The 20,726-nt window shown below is 43.5% G+C and carries 14 protein-coding genes and 1 tRNA gene; 2 read left to right on the forward strand and 13 right to left on the reverse strand.

Annotated elements, in window-relative coordinates; translation table 11 throughout:
• Window positions 1–93 precede the first annotated feature (93 nt).
• Window positions 94–1,629: an MFS transporter gene (locus MKY50_RS15950; RefSeq protein WP_061891028.1), complete on the reverse strand. Its 1,536-nt coding sequence runs from the start codon at window positions 1,627–1,629 to the stop codon at window positions 94–96.
• Window positions 1,630–2,131: 502 nt separating this feature from the next.
• Here MKY50_RS15950 and cdoA point away from each other — a divergent pair.
• Complete coding sequence (gene cdoA, locus MKY50_RS15955; RefSeq protein WP_021480465.1) at window positions 2,132–2,617, forward strand: cysteine dioxygenase; 486 nt, start codon at window positions 2,132–2,134, stop codon at window positions 2,615–2,617.
• 104 nt (window positions 2,618–2,721) lie between these two features.
• Here cdoA and MKY50_RS15960 read toward each other — a convergent pair.
• The 3 genes from MKY50_RS15960 to MKY50_RS15970 form a co-directional block, all read right to left on the reverse strand.
• Window positions 2,722–2,794: transfer RNA gene (locus MKY50_RS15960), tRNA-Ala, on the reverse strand.
• A gap of 107 nt (window positions 2,795–2,901) precedes the next feature.
• A complete protein-coding gene (locus MKY50_RS15965; protein WP_014477785.1) occupies window positions 2,902–3,732 on the reverse strand; it encodes an undecaprenyl-diphosphate phosphatase in 831 nt (276 codons plus the stop codon).
• A 92-nt stretch (window positions 3,733–3,824) separates the two neighbouring features.
• The gene (locus tag MKY50_RS15970; RefSeq protein ID WP_014480665.1) at window positions 3,825–4,991 is read right to left on the reverse strand and encodes an AI-2E family transporter; all 1,167 of its coding nucleotides are present in this window, start codon (window positions 4,989–4,991) and stop codon (window positions 3,825–3,827) included.
• Between the two features lie 181 nt (window positions 4,992–5,172).
• Here MKY50_RS15970 and iolU point away from each other — a divergent pair, with 181 nt between their 5' ends.
• Complete coding sequence (gene iolU / locus MKY50_RS15975) at window positions 5,173–6,159, forward strand: scyllo-inositol 2-dehydrogenase (protein ID WP_069322850.1); 987 nt, start codon at window positions 5,173–5,175, stop codon at window positions 6,157–6,159.
• A 40-nt stretch (window positions 6,160–6,199) separates the two neighbouring features.
• Here iolU and rhaA read toward each other — a convergent pair whose 3' ends face one another.
• The 9 genes from rhaA to mcpB all read right to left on the reverse strand — a co-directional run bounded on the left by rhaA (window position 6,200) and on the right by mcpB (window position 20,698).
• Entirely contained in the window at window positions 6,200–7,474 is a 1,275-nt protein-coding gene (gene rhaA / locus MKY50_RS15980; RefSeq protein WP_015251361.1) for an L-rhamnose isomerase, read from the reverse strand.
• Window positions 7,475–7,499: 25 nt separating this feature from the next.
• A complete protein-coding gene (rhaM, locus tag MKY50_RS15985; RefSeq protein ID WP_014480666.1) occupies window positions 7,500–7,814 on the reverse strand; it encodes an L-rhamnose mutarotase in 315 nt (104 codons plus the stop codon).
• Between the two features lie 17 nt (window positions 7,815–7,831).
• Window positions 7,832–9,289, reverse strand: coding sequence for a rhamnulokinase (gene rhaB, locus MKY50_RS15990; protein ID WP_042974474.1), 1,458 nt, complete (start codon window positions 9,287–9,289; stop codon window positions 7,832–7,834).
• Between the two features lie 4 nt (window positions 9,290–9,293).
• A complete protein-coding gene (rhaR, locus tag MKY50_RS15995; RefSeq protein ID WP_009968057.1) occupies window positions 9,294–10,070 on the reverse strand; it encodes a rhamnose catabolism operon transcriptional regulator RhaR in 777 nt (258 codons plus the stop codon).
• A gap of 57 nt (window positions 10,071–10,127) precedes the next feature.
• The gene (locus MKY50_RS16000; protein ID WP_341116917.1) at window positions 10,128–12,197 is read right to left on the reverse strand and encodes a bifunctional aldolase/short-chain dehydrogenase; all 2,070 of its coding nucleotides are present in this window, start codon (window positions 12,195–12,197) and stop codon (window positions 10,128–10,130) included.
• Between the two features lie 135 nt (window positions 12,198–12,332).
• On the reverse strand, window positions 12,333–14,321 hold the full coding sequence (gene tlpB / locus MKY50_RS16005) for a methyl-accepting chemotaxis protein TlpB (protein ID WP_341116918.1): 1,989 nt from the start codon (window positions 14,319–14,321) through the stop codon (window positions 12,333–12,335).
• A 113-nt stretch (window positions 14,322–14,434) separates the two neighbouring features.
• Window positions 14,435–16,423, reverse strand: a complete 1,989-nt coding sequence (mcpA, locus tag MKY50_RS16010; protein ID WP_441293752.1) for a methyl-accepting chemotaxis protein — start codon at window positions 16,421–16,423, stop codon at window positions 14,435–14,437.
• Between the two features lie 122 nt (window positions 16,424–16,545).
• A complete protein-coding gene (gene tlpA / locus MKY50_RS16015; RefSeq protein WP_213377115.1) occupies window positions 16,546–18,534 on the reverse strand; it encodes a methyl-accepting chemotaxis protein TlpB in 1,989 nt (662 codons plus the stop codon).
• A gap of 175 nt (window positions 18,535–18,709) precedes the next feature.
• A complete protein-coding gene (gene mcpB, locus MKY50_RS16020) occupies window positions 18,710–20,698 on the reverse strand; it encodes a methyl-accepting chemotaxis protein McpB (protein WP_015714604.1) in 1,989 nt (662 codons plus the stop codon).
• Window positions 20,699–20,726 lie beyond the last annotated feature (28 nt).

Consider the following 20,726-nt stretch of genomic DNA (forward strand, 5'->3'; position numbering starts at 1 on the left):
CTTCTAATATTTTTCAATTCTTTAGGGATAAAGTTGGGAAAAGATTGCAAAATAAAAACCTTTTCGCTCAATGAAAAGGTTTTTACCATGTTTCTATTTTTGTAAATTTCTGAGTGCATTCCGATATTCCGTATCATTTATTACTTTATATGATTTGACAGTTGCCTTCGACAAACCTTCTGCTGAAACGGCCGGTTTTTCCGGAGCTGTTTTCGCTTTATCATGTGGTTTATGTGCCAGCTTGTGCCCCATTCCAGTGGCATTCATACAAAATGACAGGCAGACGAGCAGCACGCTAAGGATAAAAGAAATGAAGAAGAGATCATGATAAGCAGTCATCATAGAATCCTGTACCGAACCGCTTTGTCTGGCAGCATCTTTTTTCGTGAAAAAGCCGATGAGAATAGGAACTCCCATATAGACAAACAATCTTAAAAACTGAACAGCTGTCATTCTCTTGACCAAATCAGGCAGCGGGCCTCCCATGGCAGCTCCCATCAGCCCTGCGGCGACTGTCAGGCCTGTTCCCGCTGCAAGCATGATAAACAGTGCCGCGAACATATAAAGAGATGATCGATCCTGCATATGCAGCCATTGAAAATTCACAAAGACGAGAATGAGTCCGCCGATAATACCGAGCATCCCTGGTCCGACTTTATCATAAAACAGAGCGCTCAAAATGGCCGCGATCGCCACTCCGATTAAAAGAGTCAAGTTTAAAAGAATGAGATGCTCCTGAGAAATATCATACATTTGACGGAGCAAGCCTTGAAAAGCAGACAGGCTGACAGCTACCGTTATCGTCCCTGCAGCTATGATCAATAAGCCAAGCACCGGTTTTGGCAGCAGCATCAGTTTAATAGATATGAATGGGTTTTTCACTTTATATTCCACAATCAATAGACCAATGAGCAAACATAACGTCACCCCGAAACCAATCCATACATAACCCGATGACAGCCCCCATTTTTGCAGAAAAATGAATGAAACCGCTGAGGCTGCGGCAAGGAAAACAGATAAAAGAATTCCCGCACGATCAAGCGGCTGTTCTTGATCCGCCGCTCCGTGATGTTCGTCATGGAGAAAGAAATAGCTCACCGCGACACCGATCAGGGACAAGGTGCCAAAGATGAAAAACAGCCATCTCCAATGCCCGCAGCTTGTTGCAATGGTTCCCAGGATTGTGCCGATGATAACAGAACCATAGAATCCCCCGATCAGCACAAGCAGTGCATAATTCCTGCGTTCAATCGGGAATGACAGTACAAGCATTGGAATCATAATCATCAGCATGACACCTGTTGCCGCCCCCTGTAAAAAGCGCCCTGCCGCCATCCATGCAATATCGCCTGAACATGCGATGAGCAGTGAGCCTAGTATAAAAACAGGTAATGAAGCCAGATAGACGGGACGAGCACCGAATTTTTTCCTCAGCAACGGTCCTGCCGGAACTAACAAGGCAAAGGCCATATTGCCGATCAATATCGGATTTACTGATGTGAAGACACTTGTTCCAACCGCTTTCTGAACAAGGCCTTGAACTGACGACAATGCCGTGTTAGACATCAATCCCGGCCCGACCGCTAAGACGGCGAGCAAAGAAATCACCCAATAGTGTTTTGTCTTCATGTTGTCATTCCTTCCTATATGAATACATGCGAAACACACCATTTTTTGAAAACAAAAGAAGCTAATAGATTTTGCATACCATTAGCTTTCATTCTAATATTCTCCCTTTCAGGGGAAATGATATTATTTTATTATAATTATGTGAATGAATGAGCATATAATCAAATATTATCTCAAATCGATTGTGTTTTGTCAATGGAGTAAATTTCAAGCACAACATAGAAAGCTTGAAAGCTTTTCCCCGATATTGTGTCTAGAACTGCACTTATGAATCCCTGCCCGTTCCCTCAAGCGAATTAAATCAGGCCGTCTTAATCCTTTCAATCCACTATTCCAACTAATAAACTCGAATAAGTTGGTGATAAGACAACATTTTGGCCGCACATTTTTTTGTGTTCACTGGGCGTTTGCCGCCTCTAAATTGTATATGGGTAAATACCATGAATTAACCTATGAAATACCAATGTAAGGAAATTCTAAATATTCCGGGAGGCAAAAACGAATGGAACTGTATGAGTGTATCCAAGACATTTTTAGCGGCTTGAAAAATCCATCGGTTAAAGATTTAGCAACGTCTTTAAAACAAATTCCAAACGCAGCAAAATTAAGTCAACCGTATATTAAGGAACCAGACCAGTACGCTTACGGCCGAAATGCCATCTATCGAAATAATGAATTGGAAATTATCGTGATTAACATTCCGCCAAACAAGGAGACAACTGTACATGATCATGGTCAATCCATTGGTTGTGCAATGGTGTTAGAAGGAAAACTTCTTAATTCTATTTATCGCTCAGCCGGCGAACACGCAGAACTCTCCAATTCATACTTTGTCCACGAAGGAGAATGCCTTATTTCAACCAAAGGTTTAATTCACAAAATGTCTAATCCCACATCCGAACGAATGGTGTCTCTTCATGTCTACTCCCCTCCTTTGGAAGACATGACGGTCTTTGAGGAACAAAAGGAGGTATTGGAAAATTCATGATTGACAGATAAACTGCTCACTTTGACTTCGCTCAACTGGAGGATTCAGAGAATGAACCTTTTCCTCAAAACAAAAAACCCTTATAGAATAAGGGTTTAAAGGTATGGAGCCAAGGGGGCTCGAACCCCTGACCTCTACGCTGCCAGCGTAGCGCTCTCCCAGCTGAGCTATGGCCCCGTATGTAACGTCATGTTTATTATAGATGATTTTATTTTGAAAAACAAGCTGTTTCCTCTTGAATTGACAGAAAAAATAAGGCTCGGAAAAGAGCCTTATTTTTCGACTTACATCATGATCAAAAGTAAAATCACACCGAGAATAATTCGATAGATTGCAAATGGGACAAGTTTGATTTTGTTAATCAGCCTTAAGAAGAAACGGACGACAAACAGTGCGACCACAAAGGCACAGATAAAGCCGACGATGAAAAATGGCATCAGATCCGAGCTTAAGCTGTCCCAATGCTTCACGAGGCTTAGAAAGCTGGCTCCCATCATGATCGGCATCGCCATAATAAACGTAAAGTCGGCTGCAGCTCGGTGGTTTAATCCGAGAATAACACCGCCGGAAATGGTTGAACCCGAACGCGAGAAACCCGGCCAAAGGGCAAGACATTGGAATAAGCCGACGGCTATCGCCTGTTTATAGGAAATGCGGTCGAGTGTGTCTGTCGCTGTTTTCCGCTTATTGACCCAGTCAGCAAAAAGCATGAGGATTGCCCCGGCAATTAAACCGATGGCCACAGTTTTAACGGAAAATAAATATTCATCAATGTAATCTTCAAACAAAAAGCCGAGAACAGCTGCAGGCACGAGTCCGACGGCAATTTGGGCAATGCTTAATTTATGTCCCTGCTCCTGGTCGCTTGTAATATTTTTTTTCAAGCCGAGTAAATTTAAAATTCGGTCTTTAAACACGATAGCTACTGCTAAAATGGAGCCTAGCTGAATAACCACCTTGAATGAGTTAGCAGCTTCTTCTGACATCAGATTACTTGATTTAAGCCAGATGTCGTCTACTATAATCATATGTCCTGTCGAAGAAACCGGCGCGTACTCTGTTAATCCTTCTACGATTCCTAAAATGGCGGCTACAAACAATTCCCATAGAGTCATGATTTTGATTCTCCCCATTAGACATTTATTTTTTTACATAACGGGAGCTTCCCATAAATGGAAAGCCCGTCTTATATAACTATAAACGAAAATCACACTTTATGCCCCGGCGTATTTTCATTTTTTTCTTCATCGTATAAATGTGACCGCATTTTAAACCAGTCAAATAAATGTGTCGTAATGACTTTGGCAACCGCATAGCCGGGAATCGCAAGAATGATTCCAACAACGCCGAACAGCTTGCCGGCTGTTAACAGCAGAAAAATAATCGTAATCGGATGGATGTGAAGGTTTTTTCCCATAATTTGCGGAGAGATCAGCTTCCCTTCAATCAGCTGAACAATCGTCCAAACGATCACCAGCTTAAGCAGCATGAGCGGCGATGTCACTATGGCAATGATAATCGCAGGCGTAATGGCAATCGTTGGCCCTAAATATGGAACGATGCTTGTGCAAGCCGCAATGACTGCAAGCAATGAAGCATAATCCAGCCCGATAATCAAATAACCGATAAACAGCAAAAACCCGATACAGAAGCTGACAATGATCTGGCCTCTGATATAAGAGCTTAACCGATGATTCATTTCGCTTAAGACTGTGTATGTCTGTTCTTTCAATTGCGTCGGAACAAACTTCAGTATGTAGACCGGCAATTTTTTTCCGTCCTTTAACAAATAGAAAAGGATAAACGGAACCGTAACGATTGAAATGATAATCTCAGTCAGGGCGCCGATAAAATTCCCAACGCCGGTAAAGGTACTGTTCACAATTGTCGCTGCCTGATCTGAAACCTTTGTTGCGAGATCAGATATATTGATGTTCGTCGTTTGCTGGGCCTGATTGACGAAGTTGCTGCCGATCAGCTGTTTCGTCTGATTTTCAACGATATCCACATATCTTGGGATGTTGTCGATTAAACTCATAATTTGTTCTTTTAAGAAGGGAATGATCGACACGATTGTGATCGTGATCAGCCCGATAACCAATAGATATAGCAGCAATATAGAATAGATTCTTCTTATTCTTCTTCTCTCAAGGAAATCGACGACCGGGTTTAACAGATAAAAAACAATGCCTGTCAAAATAATCGGAAGTGATATCGTTTTGAGCAAAACAATAATCGGGGTGAAAATAAATGATGTTTTTGTAAATACTAGAATATTTAAACCAATCAGCAGCAGCACAAGCAAAAATAAAACAAACTTATTATCCAAGAAGAATCGCTTGAATCTGCCGCTCCATGTTTGCAACGTCTCCACTATCGTTCCTCCGTCATACATAGTTTAATTAAATTGTACACTATCGTCCCTATAATGAAAAATAAAAACCGTTAATTGCTGGAAAAGCTTTCACGGTTTTAACATTCTATTTATATCTATCATGTGATTTTGTTCTTTTTAAGCTATAATTTAGCTATATCATACAAAAGGAGCGATACGAGTGATACGTTTTGCAATAATAGGAACCAACTGGATTACAGACCGCTTTCTTGAGTCAGCAGCGGATATCGAAGATTTTCAGCTGACTGCTGTTTATTCAAGATCGGCTGAACGCGCTGGCGAGTTTGCTGCTAAACACAACGCTGAGCATGCCTTCTCAGACCTTCAGGAAATGGCGGCGAGCGATTGCTTTGATGCCGTATACATAGCGAGCCCGAACGCTCTTCACAAGGAACAAGCCGTTCTCTTTATGAACCATGGCAAGCATGTGCTTTGTGAGAAGCCATTTGCTTCGAATACAAAAGAAACAGAAGAGATGATCTCAGCGGCTAAGGCAAACGGCGTTGTTCTCATGGAAGCAATGAAGACCACTTTCCTGCCGAATTTCAAAGAGCTGAAAAAACACCTGCATAAAATCGGCACTGTCCGCAGATTTACCGCAAGCTACTGCCAGTATTCCTCACGGTATGACGCGTTCAGAAGCGGAACTGTTTTGAATGCGTTTCAGCCTGAGCTTTCCAATGGGTCATTAATGGATATTGGCGTCTATTGTATTTATCCGGCTGTTGTGTTGTTTGGCGCGCCGAAGGATGTAAAAGCAAACGGATATGCTTTATCCTCCGGAGTGGACGGAGAAGGAACTGTCATTCTGTCTTACGACGGGTTCGAAGCTGTTCTGATGCATTCCAAAATCTCTACTTCCTATGCCCCGGCTGAAATCCAGGGTGAAGACGGGACGATTGTAATCGATACGATTCACCGGCCTGAACGTGTTGAAATCCGCTACCGGGACGGCCGCCTTGAAAACATCGCGATCCCTGATCCTAAACCAGCGATGTTCTATGAAGCAGAAGAATTTGTCACGCTCATAAAAGAGAATAAGCTGGAATCTGAAGAAAATACATTTGAACGGTCTTTGACCACCGCAAAAATTATGGAAGAAGCAAGAAAGCAAATGGGGATTGTATACCCTGCTGATCAAGCTTAAAAAAATCCGCACGCGCGCAAATGCCGCGGCGGATTTTTTATTAGACAATCGGAGAAGATGCCTTCCTTTTTAAAAGCACCTGTTGTTCATATTCTTTGATGTCATGAAGCCATGCTTCTTTTACCGGAACGCCCATTTGCTCACAGTAGGAATCCCAGATGGCTCCGAAAGGATATGTTTTGAATTCCTCCATCAGGGCCAGCCTTTCTGTATAGCGGCCCTCTTCCTGCAATTGTTTTAAATATCCGTTCGGGAGAAGCAGGGCATACAATAAAGCTTTGATCATATTTCTCGTTCCGATAGTCCAGGCGGCTACACGGTTAATGCTGGCATCGAAAAAATCCAGACCGATGGCGACCTTCTCAAGAGCATGATTTCGTACAATTTCAAGAGCGATTTCTCTCAATTCATCATCCAAAACCACTACATGGTCGCTATCCCAACGAACAGGCCGCGATACGTGCAAGGCAAGCTTGTCTGTGTAAAGCAGCATGGACGAGATTTTGTTCGATACCGTCTCAGTCGGATGGAAATGGCCTGTATCAAGTAAACAAAGCTTATGGTTCGTCAAAGCATAAGCTAAATAAAATTCATGAGATCCGACAACATATGATTCGGAGCCAAGCCCGAACAGCTTGCTCTCGATTGAATCAAGATTGTGTTGTTCACTGATCTCCTCTGCGAAGATCCGATCCAGTGATTCTTTTAGTCTTTTACGCGGTGTCAGCCTATCACTCGGGATATCCTTATAGCCGTCGGGAATCCAAATATTCGTCAAGCAAGGTGTTCCTAATTCTTTCCCGAAGTATTCCCCGATACGGCGGCAAGCGATGCAATGCCTGATCCAAAATTCTCTGATATCCGGATCAGGGTGTGAAAGGGTGAGTCCGTCAGCCGCTTTCTCATGCGAAAACAAGGTTGGATTAAAATCTAAACCGAGACCAAGGTTTTTTGCCCATTTCACCCAGTTTTCAAAATGCTGCGGCTTCAATTCGTCACGTTCTACCGCTTCCCTGTTTGTTTCTGCGTATATCGCATGCAGGTTTACGCGGTGCTTTCCAGGAATGAGAGAAAGAGCCTTCTCCAAATCTCTTCTTAATTCTTCAGGAGTTTGCGCTTTTCCGGGATAATTGCCAGTCACGTCAATTCCGCCTGAAAGCTCGCCCTTATTTACTTCAAAGCCTTCAATGTCGTCACCCTGCCAGCAATGGATCGAAATGGGCACTTGCTCTAATTGCCGAAGCGCCTCTTCAACATCAATTCCCCATTTTTCATATGCCTGTTTTGCACTGTCATAATTGGCTTTTATGGTCATACGGCTCTCTCCCTTTATCAGTTTTTTAATCCAAATAAAAAACTTCCTTTAGATCTATCGAAACAGGACTGAAATCCGAATTTGTTTTCATTAATGGCGCCATCGATTTCCACCATCTTCGGCAAACTTCCGTGTCCGCCATCTTTCTCCATTTCTCTTCATCCTCTATTTCTAAATATGCAAAAAGCCTGCCTGTTTCCTCGTCTAGAAAAATGGAATAATGGTGTGCTCCATGAGCTTTGAGTGCTTCTGCCATCTCAGGCCAAATGTCATCATGCCGCTGTTTGTATTCTTCGTACTTGTCTTGATGGACAAACATGATACTGGCTTTTCTTTTCAAACCTTTTCACCTCTTCATCATTTAGATAGCGCTTTCAAAACGGTTTGCTGAAATGACTGAATGATGGTGCTTCTGTCAATGTCTTTAGGTGTAAACACTTTGATCGGAAAGGAATTTCTGACGACTTGCCGGGCTTCTTTTATGTCTTTGACTTCTTTGGCAGCAATCATTTGCATCAAAAGATTTCCGGTGGCAGTTGCCTCTATCGGCCCTGCATATACCGCTTTTCCACTCATGTCTGCCGTTAATTGATTTAAGAAATCATTCCGGGCTCCGCCGCCGATGATATGAAATTGCTCGATCGGTTTTTCTGTGATTGTTTCGAGCTCTTTGATGGCTATCGCATAGATGATGGCTAAATTGCTGTAGATGCAGCAGGCAAGTTCGCCTGCAGTGCGGGGAATCTTTTGGCGGGTTTGTCTGCAATAATGTTGTATTTCCTTTATCATGTTTTCTGGATTCAGGAATCGTTTATCATTTAAGTTTATAAATTGCTGGAATGGTTCTGTTTTTTCGGCTTCTTCTGCAAGCTGCTGGAAAGAGTAATCTGCTTGTAACCGCTGTCTGACTTCTTGTATCACCCACATGCCGATAATGTTTTTGAGAAAGCGAATGGTGTTGTTTGCACCGCGTTCATTTGTATAGTTGTTTTCTAAAGCAAGATCAGTTATTATCGGTGTTTTGTTTTCAACCCCGATTAACGACCATGTTCCGCTGCTGATATACGCCCAGCCATCATGTACGCCTGGCGCCGCAATGACGGCCGAGGCCGTATCATGTGTTGCGACTGTCATCACCTTGCACGCCGGGAGATCATAATCCGGGAACCACTCATTTCTTAGCTTCCCGAGTTCACACCCCGGTTCAGTCAGCGGGGCAAATTGCTGTTCCTGAACGGACACGGCTTCAAGCAATTCAGGATCAAGATTTCCCGTTGAGGCGTTTAAAAGCTGTGTTGTGGACGCATTTGTGATTTCCGTTACAGCTTTTCCGGTTAAACAATAGCCTAAATAATCAGGAATCATCATAATTTTGTCTGTCTTTATCAGCAGCTCACGGTCTTCCTCATACAATTGATAGATCGTGTTGAAAGGCTGAAATTGTATTCCTGTTTTTTGATAAATTGCGGCTTTTGAGAGGGTATGTTCCAGTTTGTCTATTGTGTGATCTGTTCTTCTATCACGGTAGGAGATTGCTTCCCGCAACCGATCGCCTTTTTCGTCCAGTAAGACATAATCAACTGCCCATGTATCAATGCCTACGGTGCAGTGTTCATACCCAAGCGTCTTTACTTTTTGCAGTCCTTGCAGGATTTGTTTTAGCAAATGATCAATATCCCAAAAGCAATGCCCGTCTCTTTGACTGAAACCGTTAGCGAACCTGTGAATCTCTTGTATGTCAAGCTTCCCTTCATTCAGTTCACCTACCATGATTCTCCCGCTTGATGCGCCTATATCAATGGCAGTATAAATCATCCTTTCACCCTCTCTTCGAAAGAGGAACAGCTGTCACCTTCACCTTTTTGTCCTCAAGAGCTTTTACCGATGCCGGATCAAGTCCAGAATCCGTAATAAGGCGGCTGACATCTTGCAGCGAGGCAATATGTGAAAACTCGCGGTTCCCCCATTTGCTTGAATCGGCCATCAAAATGGTCTGGTCCGACCTTTCGATCATCCGTTTTTTGAGCAGCGCCTGCCACTCATTTGAATCACTCATCCCGTTGTGTACGTCAAATCCCTTACATGACAGAAAGGTTTTATTGACATGATAGGTCTCAAGTGAACGCTCTGCTAACGGGCCGGCAAACGATAATGATTTTTCCAGCAAAATGCCGCCTGTTGAAATGACTGATATGTTTTCTTTATTGCTGAGTTCAATAGCTGCTTTCATTGAGTTTGTAATCACGGTGAGCTCAATGTCAGGGAGTATTTTTGCCATGTACCAAGCGGTTGTGCTTGCATCGAGAATGATTCGGTCTCCGCTTTTTACATATTTGGCCGCTTCGTGAGCGATGGCTTTTTTTTCGATGACATTCGTGATTTCCCGTTCAGAAAAATGAATTTCTGATTCCTTCTGCTGAATACTGACCGCTCCTCCGTGGCTCCGGCTCAGTTTATGTTCTTTTTCAAGCTTTTCAAGATCACGCCGAATGGTTTCCTCTGTGACTGAAAATATGTCACTTAATTCGGAAACGCGGATGCTTGAACGCATATTTACTATTTCCACTATTTTTTGCTGCCGTTCTGCTACTAGCATCGGTAACGCCCTTCCTCATATCGTAGTCCGTCTTATATTTTTTATCATAGCATATTTCTAACGCGTAAAAGCAGCAGGGACGCCGCCGTCTACCGTGATCATGCAGCCCGTTGTTTTTTCGGCTTTGGAAGAAGCGAAGAATGCAATGGCTTCGGCAATATCCTCCGGGTAAATATTGACGAGCAATGCTGTCCGTTTCCGGTAATGTTCCTCCAGCTGATCCGGTTCAATCCCGTACGCCGCGGCTCGTTCCTCCCGCCAGCTTGAACCCCAGATTGCCGATCCTTGAAGAACCGCATCAGGCAAAACAGAGTTGACCCTAATGCCGAATTCTCCACCTTCTGCAGCAATGCATCTTGCTAAATGGGTTTCAAGCGCCTTAACCGAGCTGTAGGCAGAGGCGTTTTTGCCCGCATAAACCGAATTTTTCGATCCGACAAATACCATGCTTCCGCCTCTATTTTGGTGTTTCATCTGTTTAAACGCTTCACGGGCTACAAGGAAATAGCCTGTTCCTAAAACATTCATATTAAGATTCCATTCTTTTAGACTTGTTTCGTCAAATGGGCTTGATGTGGCCAGCCCGGCATTATTGACGACGATATCAATGCCGCCGTAAGCAAGCGCCGCTCGTTCAAAAGCTGATTGTACGTCTTCCTCCTTTGTCACATCCATTTTGACAGCCATTGCCCGTCCTTCTCCGTATGCATCGTTTATTTCCCCGGCAATTTTCTGTGCACCTTCTATATTCAGATCAGCTACGATCACGTGCCCTCCCTCAGCTGCAAATCGGCGGCATGCTGCACTGCCGATTCCGCCGGCTCCTCCAGTTATCAACGCTACTTTTCGGGAAAATTCTGCTTCCGGCGGGGCCAGCGTGAGTTTATATAGTTCGAGCGGCCAATATTCGACATGGTAGGATTCATTTTCATGTAAAGAAACAAATTGCCCCAGAGCGGTTGCTCCTTTCATCACGGCGATGGCCCTCCGATATAAAGCCCCGCTTACTTTAGACATGGCATAACTTTTTCCTGTATTCACCATTCCGATTCCCGGAATCAATATCACCCGTGGGGAGGATTCAAAGATTTGATCCCCATCCTGCTGATTTCGTGTAAAGTAAGCCTGATACTCTGATGTAAAGGTCTCGATTCCTGACTTGATCAGATCTGCAAGCTTGTGCACATCTTGAGTTTCCGGATTCCAATCAATGTACAGCGGAACCCGTTTTGTGTGAACAAGGTGATCCGGGCATGCCGCACCGATTTGCGAAAGTGCTGGCGCTTGGACACTGTTTACAAATTCCAAGACATCGTCATGATCATCATAGGAAAGGATCATTTTCTTTTCTTCACTTACTGCTCCTCTGATCACAGGCATGATGCCTGCCAAGATTTGTTTTCTTTTATCCTCCGGCAGCGGCTGATACCTTTTGCCTCCGAATACCTCATGCTGATTGATACGATCGTTAACATACTGCTCGGCTTCTTGAATGATGGATATCGTTTTTTGATAACATGTTTCAGACGTCTCTCCCCAAGTGACTAAGCCGTGTTTCTCCATTAATATAAGCTCGGCGTGGGGATTGTTTGCTACGCCTTCAGCGATCATTTTAGACAAAGTAAATCCAGGGCGAACGTATGGCACCCATACAAATCGGTTTCCGTAAATGTCTTCAGCGATTTGTTTTCCATTATCTGCACAGCATATGCTGATAATCGCATCTGGATGGGTATGGTCAACATGTTTGTATGGCAGAAAAGCGTGTAATAGCGTTTCAATTGAAGGGCGGGGATGTTTGCTGTCTATCATACAATGAGACAGGTAGTCTACCATTTCTTCATCTGGCATTTGGTCCCTTTTAATCAGCGGGCGGATATCATCTAATTTCAAACCGGTAAAGTTATGCGTTTTCATTGTTGCCAAATCCGAACCGCTTCCTTTTACCCACATGACTTCTATTTCACGGCCTCTAAAATCCTTTTCCGTTGTTTTCATAGATGTATTCCCCCCGCCCCAGTTGCAGACAGTGCGGTCTGACCCGATCAGATTGGACCTGTACACCAATTCCTCTACACCTTTAGGCAGCTGTGCAGCTCGCTCTGAATCCCATATATGTTTCACCATATTTGATATTCCTCCATCCCCTTTTATTTGTATCCGTTTTCATTATACATGATTTCTGTTTGTTTTTGAATTGTTTTTGTTTATTTTTGTTTTCAACAAAAAAGAAAGCAGCAGATATGCCGCTTTCTTGTTTTATTAAGATTCAATTTTAAATTTCTTCGTAATGTCCTGAAGTTCTTCCGCCATGTTTGCCAACGTTTCCGCTGAAGAGCTGATTTCTTCCATGGACGCAAGCTGTTCTTCCGCCGAAGCTGCGATATCCTGAATGCCTGCTGAGCTTTCTTTCGCCACTGCAGAAATATCTTCAACAGCACTTGACACTTCCTGTGATCCGGCTGACAGTTGTTCAACCGTCGCGTTCAAGTTTTGCAATTCGCCGGAAATTTGGGTTGTCATCTCATAGATTTGTTTAAAGCTTTCCGCTGTTTGATCCGTAATCTGCAAGCCTTCTTTCACTTCATGATTCACGGATTGGAACATTGAAAGTGAGGTGCTGATTTCCCTGACAATCTCTTGAATTAATCCTTCAATTTCCTTGGCGGAGTCTGCTGACTGTACAGCAAGTTTTCTAACCTCTTCCGCAACTACTGAGAAACCTCTTCCGTATTCTCCCGCTCTTGCCGCCTCAATCGCAGCATTTAATGCAAGCAGGTTGGTTTGATCAGCAATGCCATTAATCACATTCAAGATGCTTGTGATGTCTTGCGATTTTGTTTCAAGACCCTTCACAACCGCTTCCGCTTTTTGAACGGATTGGTCAATTGTTTTCATCTGGCCGACTGTATGCTCCACCAGCTTTTCTCCGCTGCCCGCTGCCTCAGAGGACTGAATCGATGATTTCGTAATGGTTGAAGAGGCCTGAGCCACTTTTGAAATCCCCTCGTTCATTTGAGAAAGATGATTTGAGCTTGTTTCCAGTTTCTCGCTTTGCGCCTCGTTGCCATCTGAGAACTGTTCGATGGCAAGTGTAATATGCTCAGTTGCCTTGCTCGTTTGGGCTGCGCTTGCCGTCAGCTCCTCAGAAGATGAAGCAACGTTTTCTACAGACGTTTGAATAACCCCGATTACAGAACGCAATGATGCAGACATTTCATTAAAGCTTTCGCCAAGCTGGCCAAACTCGTTTTTCGAGTGAATGTCAATGACTTCTGTGAGATCTCCGCTGCTGATTTTTGCAGACGTTGAGACAAGTTTTTTTAACGGCTTGGTGATGGCACGAATAATATAGAGTATGAGTATGCCGCCGATTACAATTGACACGCATAGAATGATAACCGCAGTGTTCAGCACCGGACTTGAAGCATCTTGCAATTCACTGACAAAATATGTGCCTGCGATTTTCCAGCCAGTCAGTTTATTTGTCGTAAAGGCCATTTTCTTTTCTTTGCCTTCGAATGTATATTCAAATGAGCCTTCTTTTTTGGAATATACTTGGTTTGTCCAATCGCCGGATCCGGTTGTCCCCGGCTTAATTGTCGGATGGGCGATATATTTTTTGTTGCCAGTCGTAATAAATGCAAAGCCTTCTTTACCGATTTTGATTCTTTGTGATGCAGTAAGCACTTCATCCAGGTTTAAATCAAGCGCTATAACCCCTGAACCGTCTTTTAATTGTTTTGAAATTGTGACAACGATATCTCCTGTCGCTTCATCAGTATACGGTTCTGAGAAAACAGCTTGTCCTTTTTCCGCAACCGCCTGTTTGTACCAGTCACGTCCTGTCGGATCAAAACCTTTCGGAACACCGCTATCCGGATATTTATAAAGCTTCTTATCTTCTGAAGCAGCATAGATTGCGCCTACATCGTCGTTAAGTGTCGTGTACTGCTTAAATTTCTCTTTCAGTAATGTTTTGTTTTTGCCTAGCAATATGTCTTTATCGACTGTCTCACTATAATAATCTATTGCTTTTACTTTATCTTCTAATTTATTTTGCAGCGTACTGTTTAGTTCTTCAACATTTCCCTTCGCACTGTTTATGAGCTCTCTGTCTAACGCGTTCCAAGCTGATTGATAACTGAAATATGCTAAAACCCCAACCGGCAAAATAAGCACTGCCAGAAACGCAGCGATTAGCGGTTTGCTGATCGATGGCTGTTTGATCCGATGTATGAATTTTCCCATTCTTGTTGACTCCTCCTTTAAGATAAATCTAATATCGTCAAACTAGGATAAAAGGTTTAATAAAAAAACTAAAAAAAACACCCAAGCGCAACAAGCTTGGGTGTTAAGGTTTATTATTCGATTTTGAATCGTTTGGTCATATCGCGAAGCTCTTCCGCCATAGACGAAAGGGTCTCTGCAGACGAGCTGATTTCTTCCATGGAAGCAAGCTGCTCTTCGGCTGACGCCGCGATATCTTGTATATGCGCTGAGCTTTCTTTTGAAATCGATGCAATGTGCTCAGACGCTCCCGAAACTTCTTCGGAGCTGGCAGAAAGCTGCTGAACCGTCGCACTCATATTTTGCAGTTCGCCGGCGATTTGGTTCGTCATTTCAGAAATGCGTTTGAAGCTCATTTCTGTTTTATCTGTGATGTCAAGGCCTGTCTGCACCTCTTGATTGACAGATTGGAACATGCCGAGAGATGTATTGATTTCCTTCACAATTTCGATGATTAATCCTTCAATCTCTTTTGCTGAATCTGCTGACTGTACTGCCAGTTTTCTTACTTCTTCCGCTACAACGGAGAAGCCGCGGCCGTACTCGCCTGCGCGCGCTGCTTCAATTGCTGCGTTTAAGGCAAGCAGGTTCGTCTGGTCTGCGATGCCGTTGATCACACGCAAAATGTTTGTAATGTCTTTCGATTTCGTTTCCAATCCGCGTACAACTTGCTCCGCTTCTTTAACGGACTTGTCAATGACGTTCATTTGGCCGACGGTTTGGTGAACAAGCTTGCCGCCTTCACTTGCAATTTCTGTCGATTGAACAGATGAATCAGTGATCACTTCAGAAGCTTGAGCCATATTCGTCAACCCGTCATTCATTTGATAAATGTGCTCTGCTGCCGTTTCAATGTTTTCGTTTTGTTTTTCATTGCCGTTAGAAAATTGTTCAATCGCCAATGTAATGTGCTCTGTTGCCTTGCTCGTTTGCGCAGCTGATGCAGTGAGCTCCTCAGAGGAAGCGGCAACATTATCTACCGAATCCTGGATGGCGTGTATGAGAGAACGAAGTGACGACGCCATATTGTTAAAGCTTTTGCCAAGCTCGCCCAATTCATCTTTTGAACGGATATCAATGGTTTCCGTCAAATCTCCCTCGCTGATCCGCTTAGAGGAACCGACAAGCTGTTTCAGCGGTGTTGTAATCGACCGAATGATCAAAGTCATGACGATAATCCCTATGATAATAGCTGCGGCCAAGACAATTAAAGCAAGGTGTAGGACAGGCTGGGCTGCCTCATGGATTTCATCCAAATACATGGTGCCGCCGATCTTCCATCCCGTCAACTTGTTTGTATCAAAGGCCATTTTTTTCTTATCGCCATCCATGGTGTATTGAAAATCGCCTTTATCAGCACTCAGCATCTTATCGAGCCAGTCGCCTTTTAATTCAGTTCCTGATTTTTCATTCGGGTGTGCGACAACTTTTTTGTCCTTCGTCATGATAAATGCGTAGCCTTGTGTGCCGATGTTGACTTTTTTGGTTGTTTTCAGCAGATTTTCAATCGTCATGTTGATTGCGATAACGCCTGAACCATCTTTTGTCTGCTGGGCGATTGTCACAACCATCGTATTTGTCGACGCGGTTTTATAAGGATCTGTCACAACGACTTTTCCTTTATTCGCAACCGCTTTTTTGTACCAGTCGCGCTCAACCGGATTATAGCCGCTTGGCATCGGAAGATCCGGATAGCGGGTAAAGTGCCCTTTTGTGTCGCTTGTATAAATGGATTCTACATCCTTGTTAATGCTGATATATTGTGAGAATTTCTCTGCAATGCTTGCATTGCTTTTTGCATTGTATTTCTCTTTTGTCAGCCATTCGCTGAAATAATCAGCACTGTTTTCTTTTTCGCCGATGCTGGTGTTAATGATTTCGTTTAATTGCTGTACATTTTCCAATGCGCTCCCCATCATCTGTCTGTCGAGTGAGCTGCTAGCCGATTGATACGCAAAGATCGCCAATATAACAACCGGTATGATGAGGATCGACAGAAAGGAAACGAGAAGCTTCCGTGTAATTGATCTTTGTTTTATGAGTTGGAGTATTTTTTTCATCATTCATTTCTCCTTTTTTATGCTACCCTTCATATCGGCTGGAAATGGGTAAATATATACAGCAAAAAAGAAGAAATTTAACGAAAGTAACTAATTTCCCATAAATAAATAGTATTTTAGACCTATTATTTATCTACTTTAAATTGTTTTGTCAGATCACGGAGTTCTTCAGACATTCTTTCAAGCGTCAGTGCAGATGAACTAATCTCCTCCATGGAAGCCAGCTGTTCCTCAGCTGAAGCGGCGATATCTTGGATGCCATCCGAGCTTTCCTTAGAAATGGCTGTGATATCATTTGAAGCTGCGGAAATTTCTTGAGCTCCCGCTGACAGCTCCTCAACCGTTGCATTCATGTTTTGCAGCTCGGAAGCAATTTGATTGGTCATTTGCGATATATGTTTGAAGCTCTGTTTAGTTTCATCCGTCATGACAAGCCCTGTTTCAACTTCTTTGTTTACGGACTGAAGCACGTTCAGTGATGTGTGAATTTCTTTTACTATTTCACTGATCAGCGATTCAATTTCTTTTGCTGAGTCAGCCGACTGTACCGCGAGCTTTCTCACTTCCTCAGCGACGACTGAAAAGCCCCGGCCATATTCACCCGCTCTGGCCGCTTCAATGGCGGCATTTAAAGCCAAAAGATTGGTTTGATCCGCAATACCGTTGATGACACGCAAAATATTCGTGATATCCTTTGATTTGATCTCCAGCCCTTTCACCACTTGTTCCGCTGCTTTTACGGAATGGTCAATTGTGTTCATTTGGCCGGCTGTTTTCTGGACGAGTGTCTCCCCCTTGCTTGACACTTCGGTTGAATCTGCGGATGTTTCTGTAATCACTGCTGCAGCCCGCGCCAGCTCTGCCAATCCGTCATTCATTTCATTAATTTGTTCGGTTGTCGTTTCTATTTTCTCGCTTTGGCTTTCGCTGCCGTTTGAAAATTGCTCGATAGCCATCGTAATGTGTTCAGTGGCTCTGCTTGTCTGGTCTGCCGATGCAGTCAGCTCTTCGGACGATGAGGCAACGTGTTCTACTGAGTCTTTGATCCCCTGAATGAGCGAGCGAAGCGAGTGTGCCATATGATTGAAGCTCTCGCTCAGAACGCCGAGTTCATCTTTTGAATTGATTTCAATCGTTTCGGTTAGATCGCCTTCACTAATTTTTTCAGCGGATGCGACAATGCGTCTCAATGGCTTTGTGATGGATCGAATCACAAAATAAATCGCCGTCATTCCAGCTGCGATGGCAATCGCCAGAACGATTGAAGCCATGATCAGAACCCTGCTTGCAGCATCGTGAATCTCGTTTGCATACATCGTGCCGCTGATTTTCCAGCCTGTTGTTTCGCTTGTTGCAAATGCCATTTTTTTCTTTTTGCCTTTGTACGTATATTCAAAGTCCCCGCTTTTATCCTTGTAGAGCTTATCAACCCAGTCCCCTTTTAGCTCTGTTCCCGCTTTTTCTCCGGAGTAGGCGATGACTTTCTTGTTTTGGCTCAAGATAAAAGCATAGCCTTCTTTTCCGATATTGATTCCTTTCGCGGTAGTGACTAAGTCATCAATTTTCATATCAATGGCGACAACGCCTGATCCATCCACCGTTTGACGGGCGATGGTGACGACCATTTTTCCTGATGAAATCGATTCATAAGGCTCAGTGACAATTGTTTTGCCTTTATTGGCCATTGCTTCTTTGTACCAATCTCGTTCCAAAGCATTAAAGTCACTTGGCATGTCAGCGTACGGATAACGTGTGAATTCCCCGTCTTTGCCGCTTGAAAATACCGCAGCGACATTATCATTCATTTGGATAAATTGTTTAAATTCCTGTTTCAGCTCTGTTTTCTTTTTATCCTGAAATTTTTCTGCTGTAGCCCAATCGCTGAAATACGCGAGGCTTTTTTCAGTCGTACTGATTTTATCATCAATGATGTGATCTAATATCTGAACATTTTCCTTTGCGCTTTGCGTCATCTGTACATCAAGTGAGGCAACTGCTGATTGATAAGCGCTAACCGAAAGGGCGGTTATCGGAACAATTAAGATCAGCAGGAAAGAAATAATAAGTCTCCTTGCAATTGATGATCTGCGAATAGTGGTGAGTGTTTTTTTCATTTCCTTTTGAACCTTCTTTCAATAATTTACAAATTATATCGGCGGATCTTCCTTTAAATTACATTGAAAATGAAGGTAAAAATGAAAAATAGTTCTAAATTCACCGGTTAAACTAGGACTTTATTATTGTTTACCATATAAAAAACAGCGCTTTGATAGCGCTGTTTTTCGGCTTTTACTCGATTTTAAATTGTTTCGTCAGATCACGAAGCTCTTCTGCCATCTGCGCAAGAGTGGTCGCTGAGGAACTGATTTCTTCCATGGAAGCAAGCTGTTCTTCAGCTGATGCGGCAATGTCCTGGATGCTAGCCGAGCTTTCTTTCGACACGTCTGCAATGCCGCTGACTGCTGCTGAAACATGCTGTGAACGGTCTGACAGCTGCTCGACGGTGGAATTCATCGTCTGCAGCTTGCCCGCGATTTCGTTTGTCATGCTGAAAATGCTCTGGAAGCTTTCTTTTGTATTGTCTGTGACAACAAGTCCGGACTGTACTTCCTGATTGACCTCTTTAAACATGTGAAGAGAGGTTTCGATTTCTGCGACGATTTCTTGGATCAGCTTTTCGATTTCTTTTGCTGAATCGGCTGATTGGACAGCCAGCTTGCGCACTTCCTCCGCTACGACAGAGAAGCCGCGTCCTGACTCTCCGGCACGCGCCGCTTCAATGGCTGCGTTTAGTGCAAGCAGATTTGTTTGGTCAGCGATTCCGTTGATGACTCTCAAAATGCTTGTGATGTCTTTTGATTTTCCTTCTAAGCCTTTGACAACAGCTTCAGCCTGCTGAACAGATTGATTAATCGAGTTCATTTGTCCGACTGTCTGCTGCACAAACTTCTCACCCGTTCCGGCGATTTCCGTTGATTGGATAGATGCCTTTGTAATATCTGACGATGTTTGTGAGACTTGCTGGAGTCCTTCATTCATTAAGTTCAGCTGATGAGAGCTGGATTCAACCTTTTCGCTTTGCTCCTCGTTTCCGTTTGAGAACTGCTCAATCGCCATCGTAATATGCTCGGTGGCTTTACTCGTCTGCCCGGCAGATGCCGTAAGCTGTTCGGAAGATGCGGCCACATTGTTCACCGAGTCCTGAATAGCGCTGATCAGAGAGCGGAGAGATTGTCCCATTTCATTGAAGCTTTCCCCAAGCTCCCCAAGCTCATCCTTTGAATGGATTTCGATCGTTTCGGTCAGATCCCCCCTGCTGATCGTTTTCGATGATTGAACAAGACGTTTTAACGGTTTTGTAATCGAACGAACGATAAACAGAATTAAAATTCCGCCTGCCACAATGGAAGCAATCAGCACAATCATTCCTGTTGTCAGCACAGACTTTGAGGCATCCTTAATTTCATCCATATACATTGTGCCGGCTATTTTCCAACCAGTCAGTTCGTTTGTAGTATAGGTCATCTTTTTATCTTCGTTATTAAGAGTATACTGGAGTTCACCGCTGTCATTCGCATACATTTTGGCTACCCAGTCGCCTGAAAGCTTTTCTCCAGCCTTATGGTTCTTGTGGGCGACATAGGTTTTGTTTTTTGTTGCAATGAAAGCATAACCTTCTTTTCCGACCTTGATTTGTTTCATTTGTTCTAACAATTTATCAATGGTAATATCCATGGCGACAACGCCAGATCCGTCCTTCAGCTCCTGTGCAATGGTAATGACCATGCTTCCGTCACTCGCAGCCACGTAAGGATCTGTCACGACAATTTCACCGCCGGCCTTCATCGCATCCTGGTACCAAGGCCGTTGTCTCGGGTCGTATCCTTCCGGCAATTTTTCTTTTGGCGCTTGTACATAAGTTCCGTTATCTGCGCCCCCATAAATTCTGGCTACTCCTTGATTAATAGATACATATTGTGAAAATTTAGCTTTGATCTCTTCTTGATTCGATTTCCCTTTGAATGCGGACCTTTTAAGAGATTCACTGAAAAAGGTGACTGCTTTCGCTTTTTCTCCCAGATCATTTGTAACAGTTGTATTAAATGTATCGACACTGTTTTTCGCATTTCCCATAATTTCCTGATCCAGCTTTCCGCTGGCGCTTCGGTAAGAGCTAAATTCTAATATAAGAATAGGGATAATGAGAATCGCAATAAATGAGACGATTAATTTCTTTGAAATAGACGGTTTCTTAAGCCAATTGATAAAAGTCTTCATGTCCACTTGCTCCTTCAGGTTTGATACA

Source organism: Bacillus sp. FSL R7-0685, assembly GCF_038002425.1.
Classification (GTDB): domain Bacteria; phylum Bacillota; class Bacilli; order Bacillales; family Bacillaceae; genus Bacillus; species Bacillus subtilis.

What these genes read in the sequence shown, in the direction of transcription:
- MKY50_RS15950 (WP_061891028.1), bottom strand. Translation starts at nt 1,629, where the DNA reads ATGAAGACAAAACACTATTGGGTGATTTCTTTGCTCGCCGTCTTAGCG.
- cdoA (WP_021480465.1), top strand. Translation starts at nt 2,132, where the DNA reads ATGGAACTGTATGAGTGTATCCAAGACATTTTTAGCGGCTTGAAAAAT.
- MKY50_RS15965 (WP_014477785.1), bottom strand. Translation starts at nt 3,732, where the DNA reads ATGACTCTATGGGAATTGTTTGTAGCCGCCATTTTAGGAATCGTAGAA.
- rhaA (WP_015251361.1), bottom strand. Translation starts at nt 7,474, where the DNA reads ATGACCATAAAAGCCAATTATGACAGTGCAAAACAGGCATATGAAAAA.
- rhaB (WP_042974474.1), bottom strand. Translation starts at nt 9,289, where the DNA reads ATGATTTATACTGCCATTGATATAGGCGCATCAAGCGGGAGAATCATG.
- rhaR (WP_009968057.1), bottom strand. Translation starts at nt 10,070, where the DNA reads ATGCTAGTAGCAGAACGGCAGCAAAAAATAGTGGAAATAGTAAATATG.
- MKY50_RS16000 (WP_341116917.1), bottom strand. Translation starts at nt 12,197, where the DNA reads ATGGTGAAACATATATGGGATTCAGAGCGAGCTGCACAGCTGCCTAAA.
- tlpB (WP_341116918.1), bottom strand. Translation starts at nt 14,321, where the DNA reads ATGGGAAAATTCATACATCGGATCAAACAGCCATCGATCAGCAAACCG.
- mcpA (WP_441293752.1), bottom strand. Translation starts at nt 16,423, where the DNA reads ATGATGAAAAAAATACTCCAACTCATAAAACAAAGATCAATTACACGG.
- tlpA (WP_213377115.1), bottom strand. Translation starts at nt 18,534, where the DNA reads ATGAAAAAAACACTCACCACTATTCGCAGATCATCAATTGCAAGGAGA.
- mcpB (WP_015714604.1), bottom strand. Translation starts at nt 20,698, where the DNA reads ATGAAGACTTTTATCAATTGGCTTAAGAAACCGTCTATTTCAAAGAAA.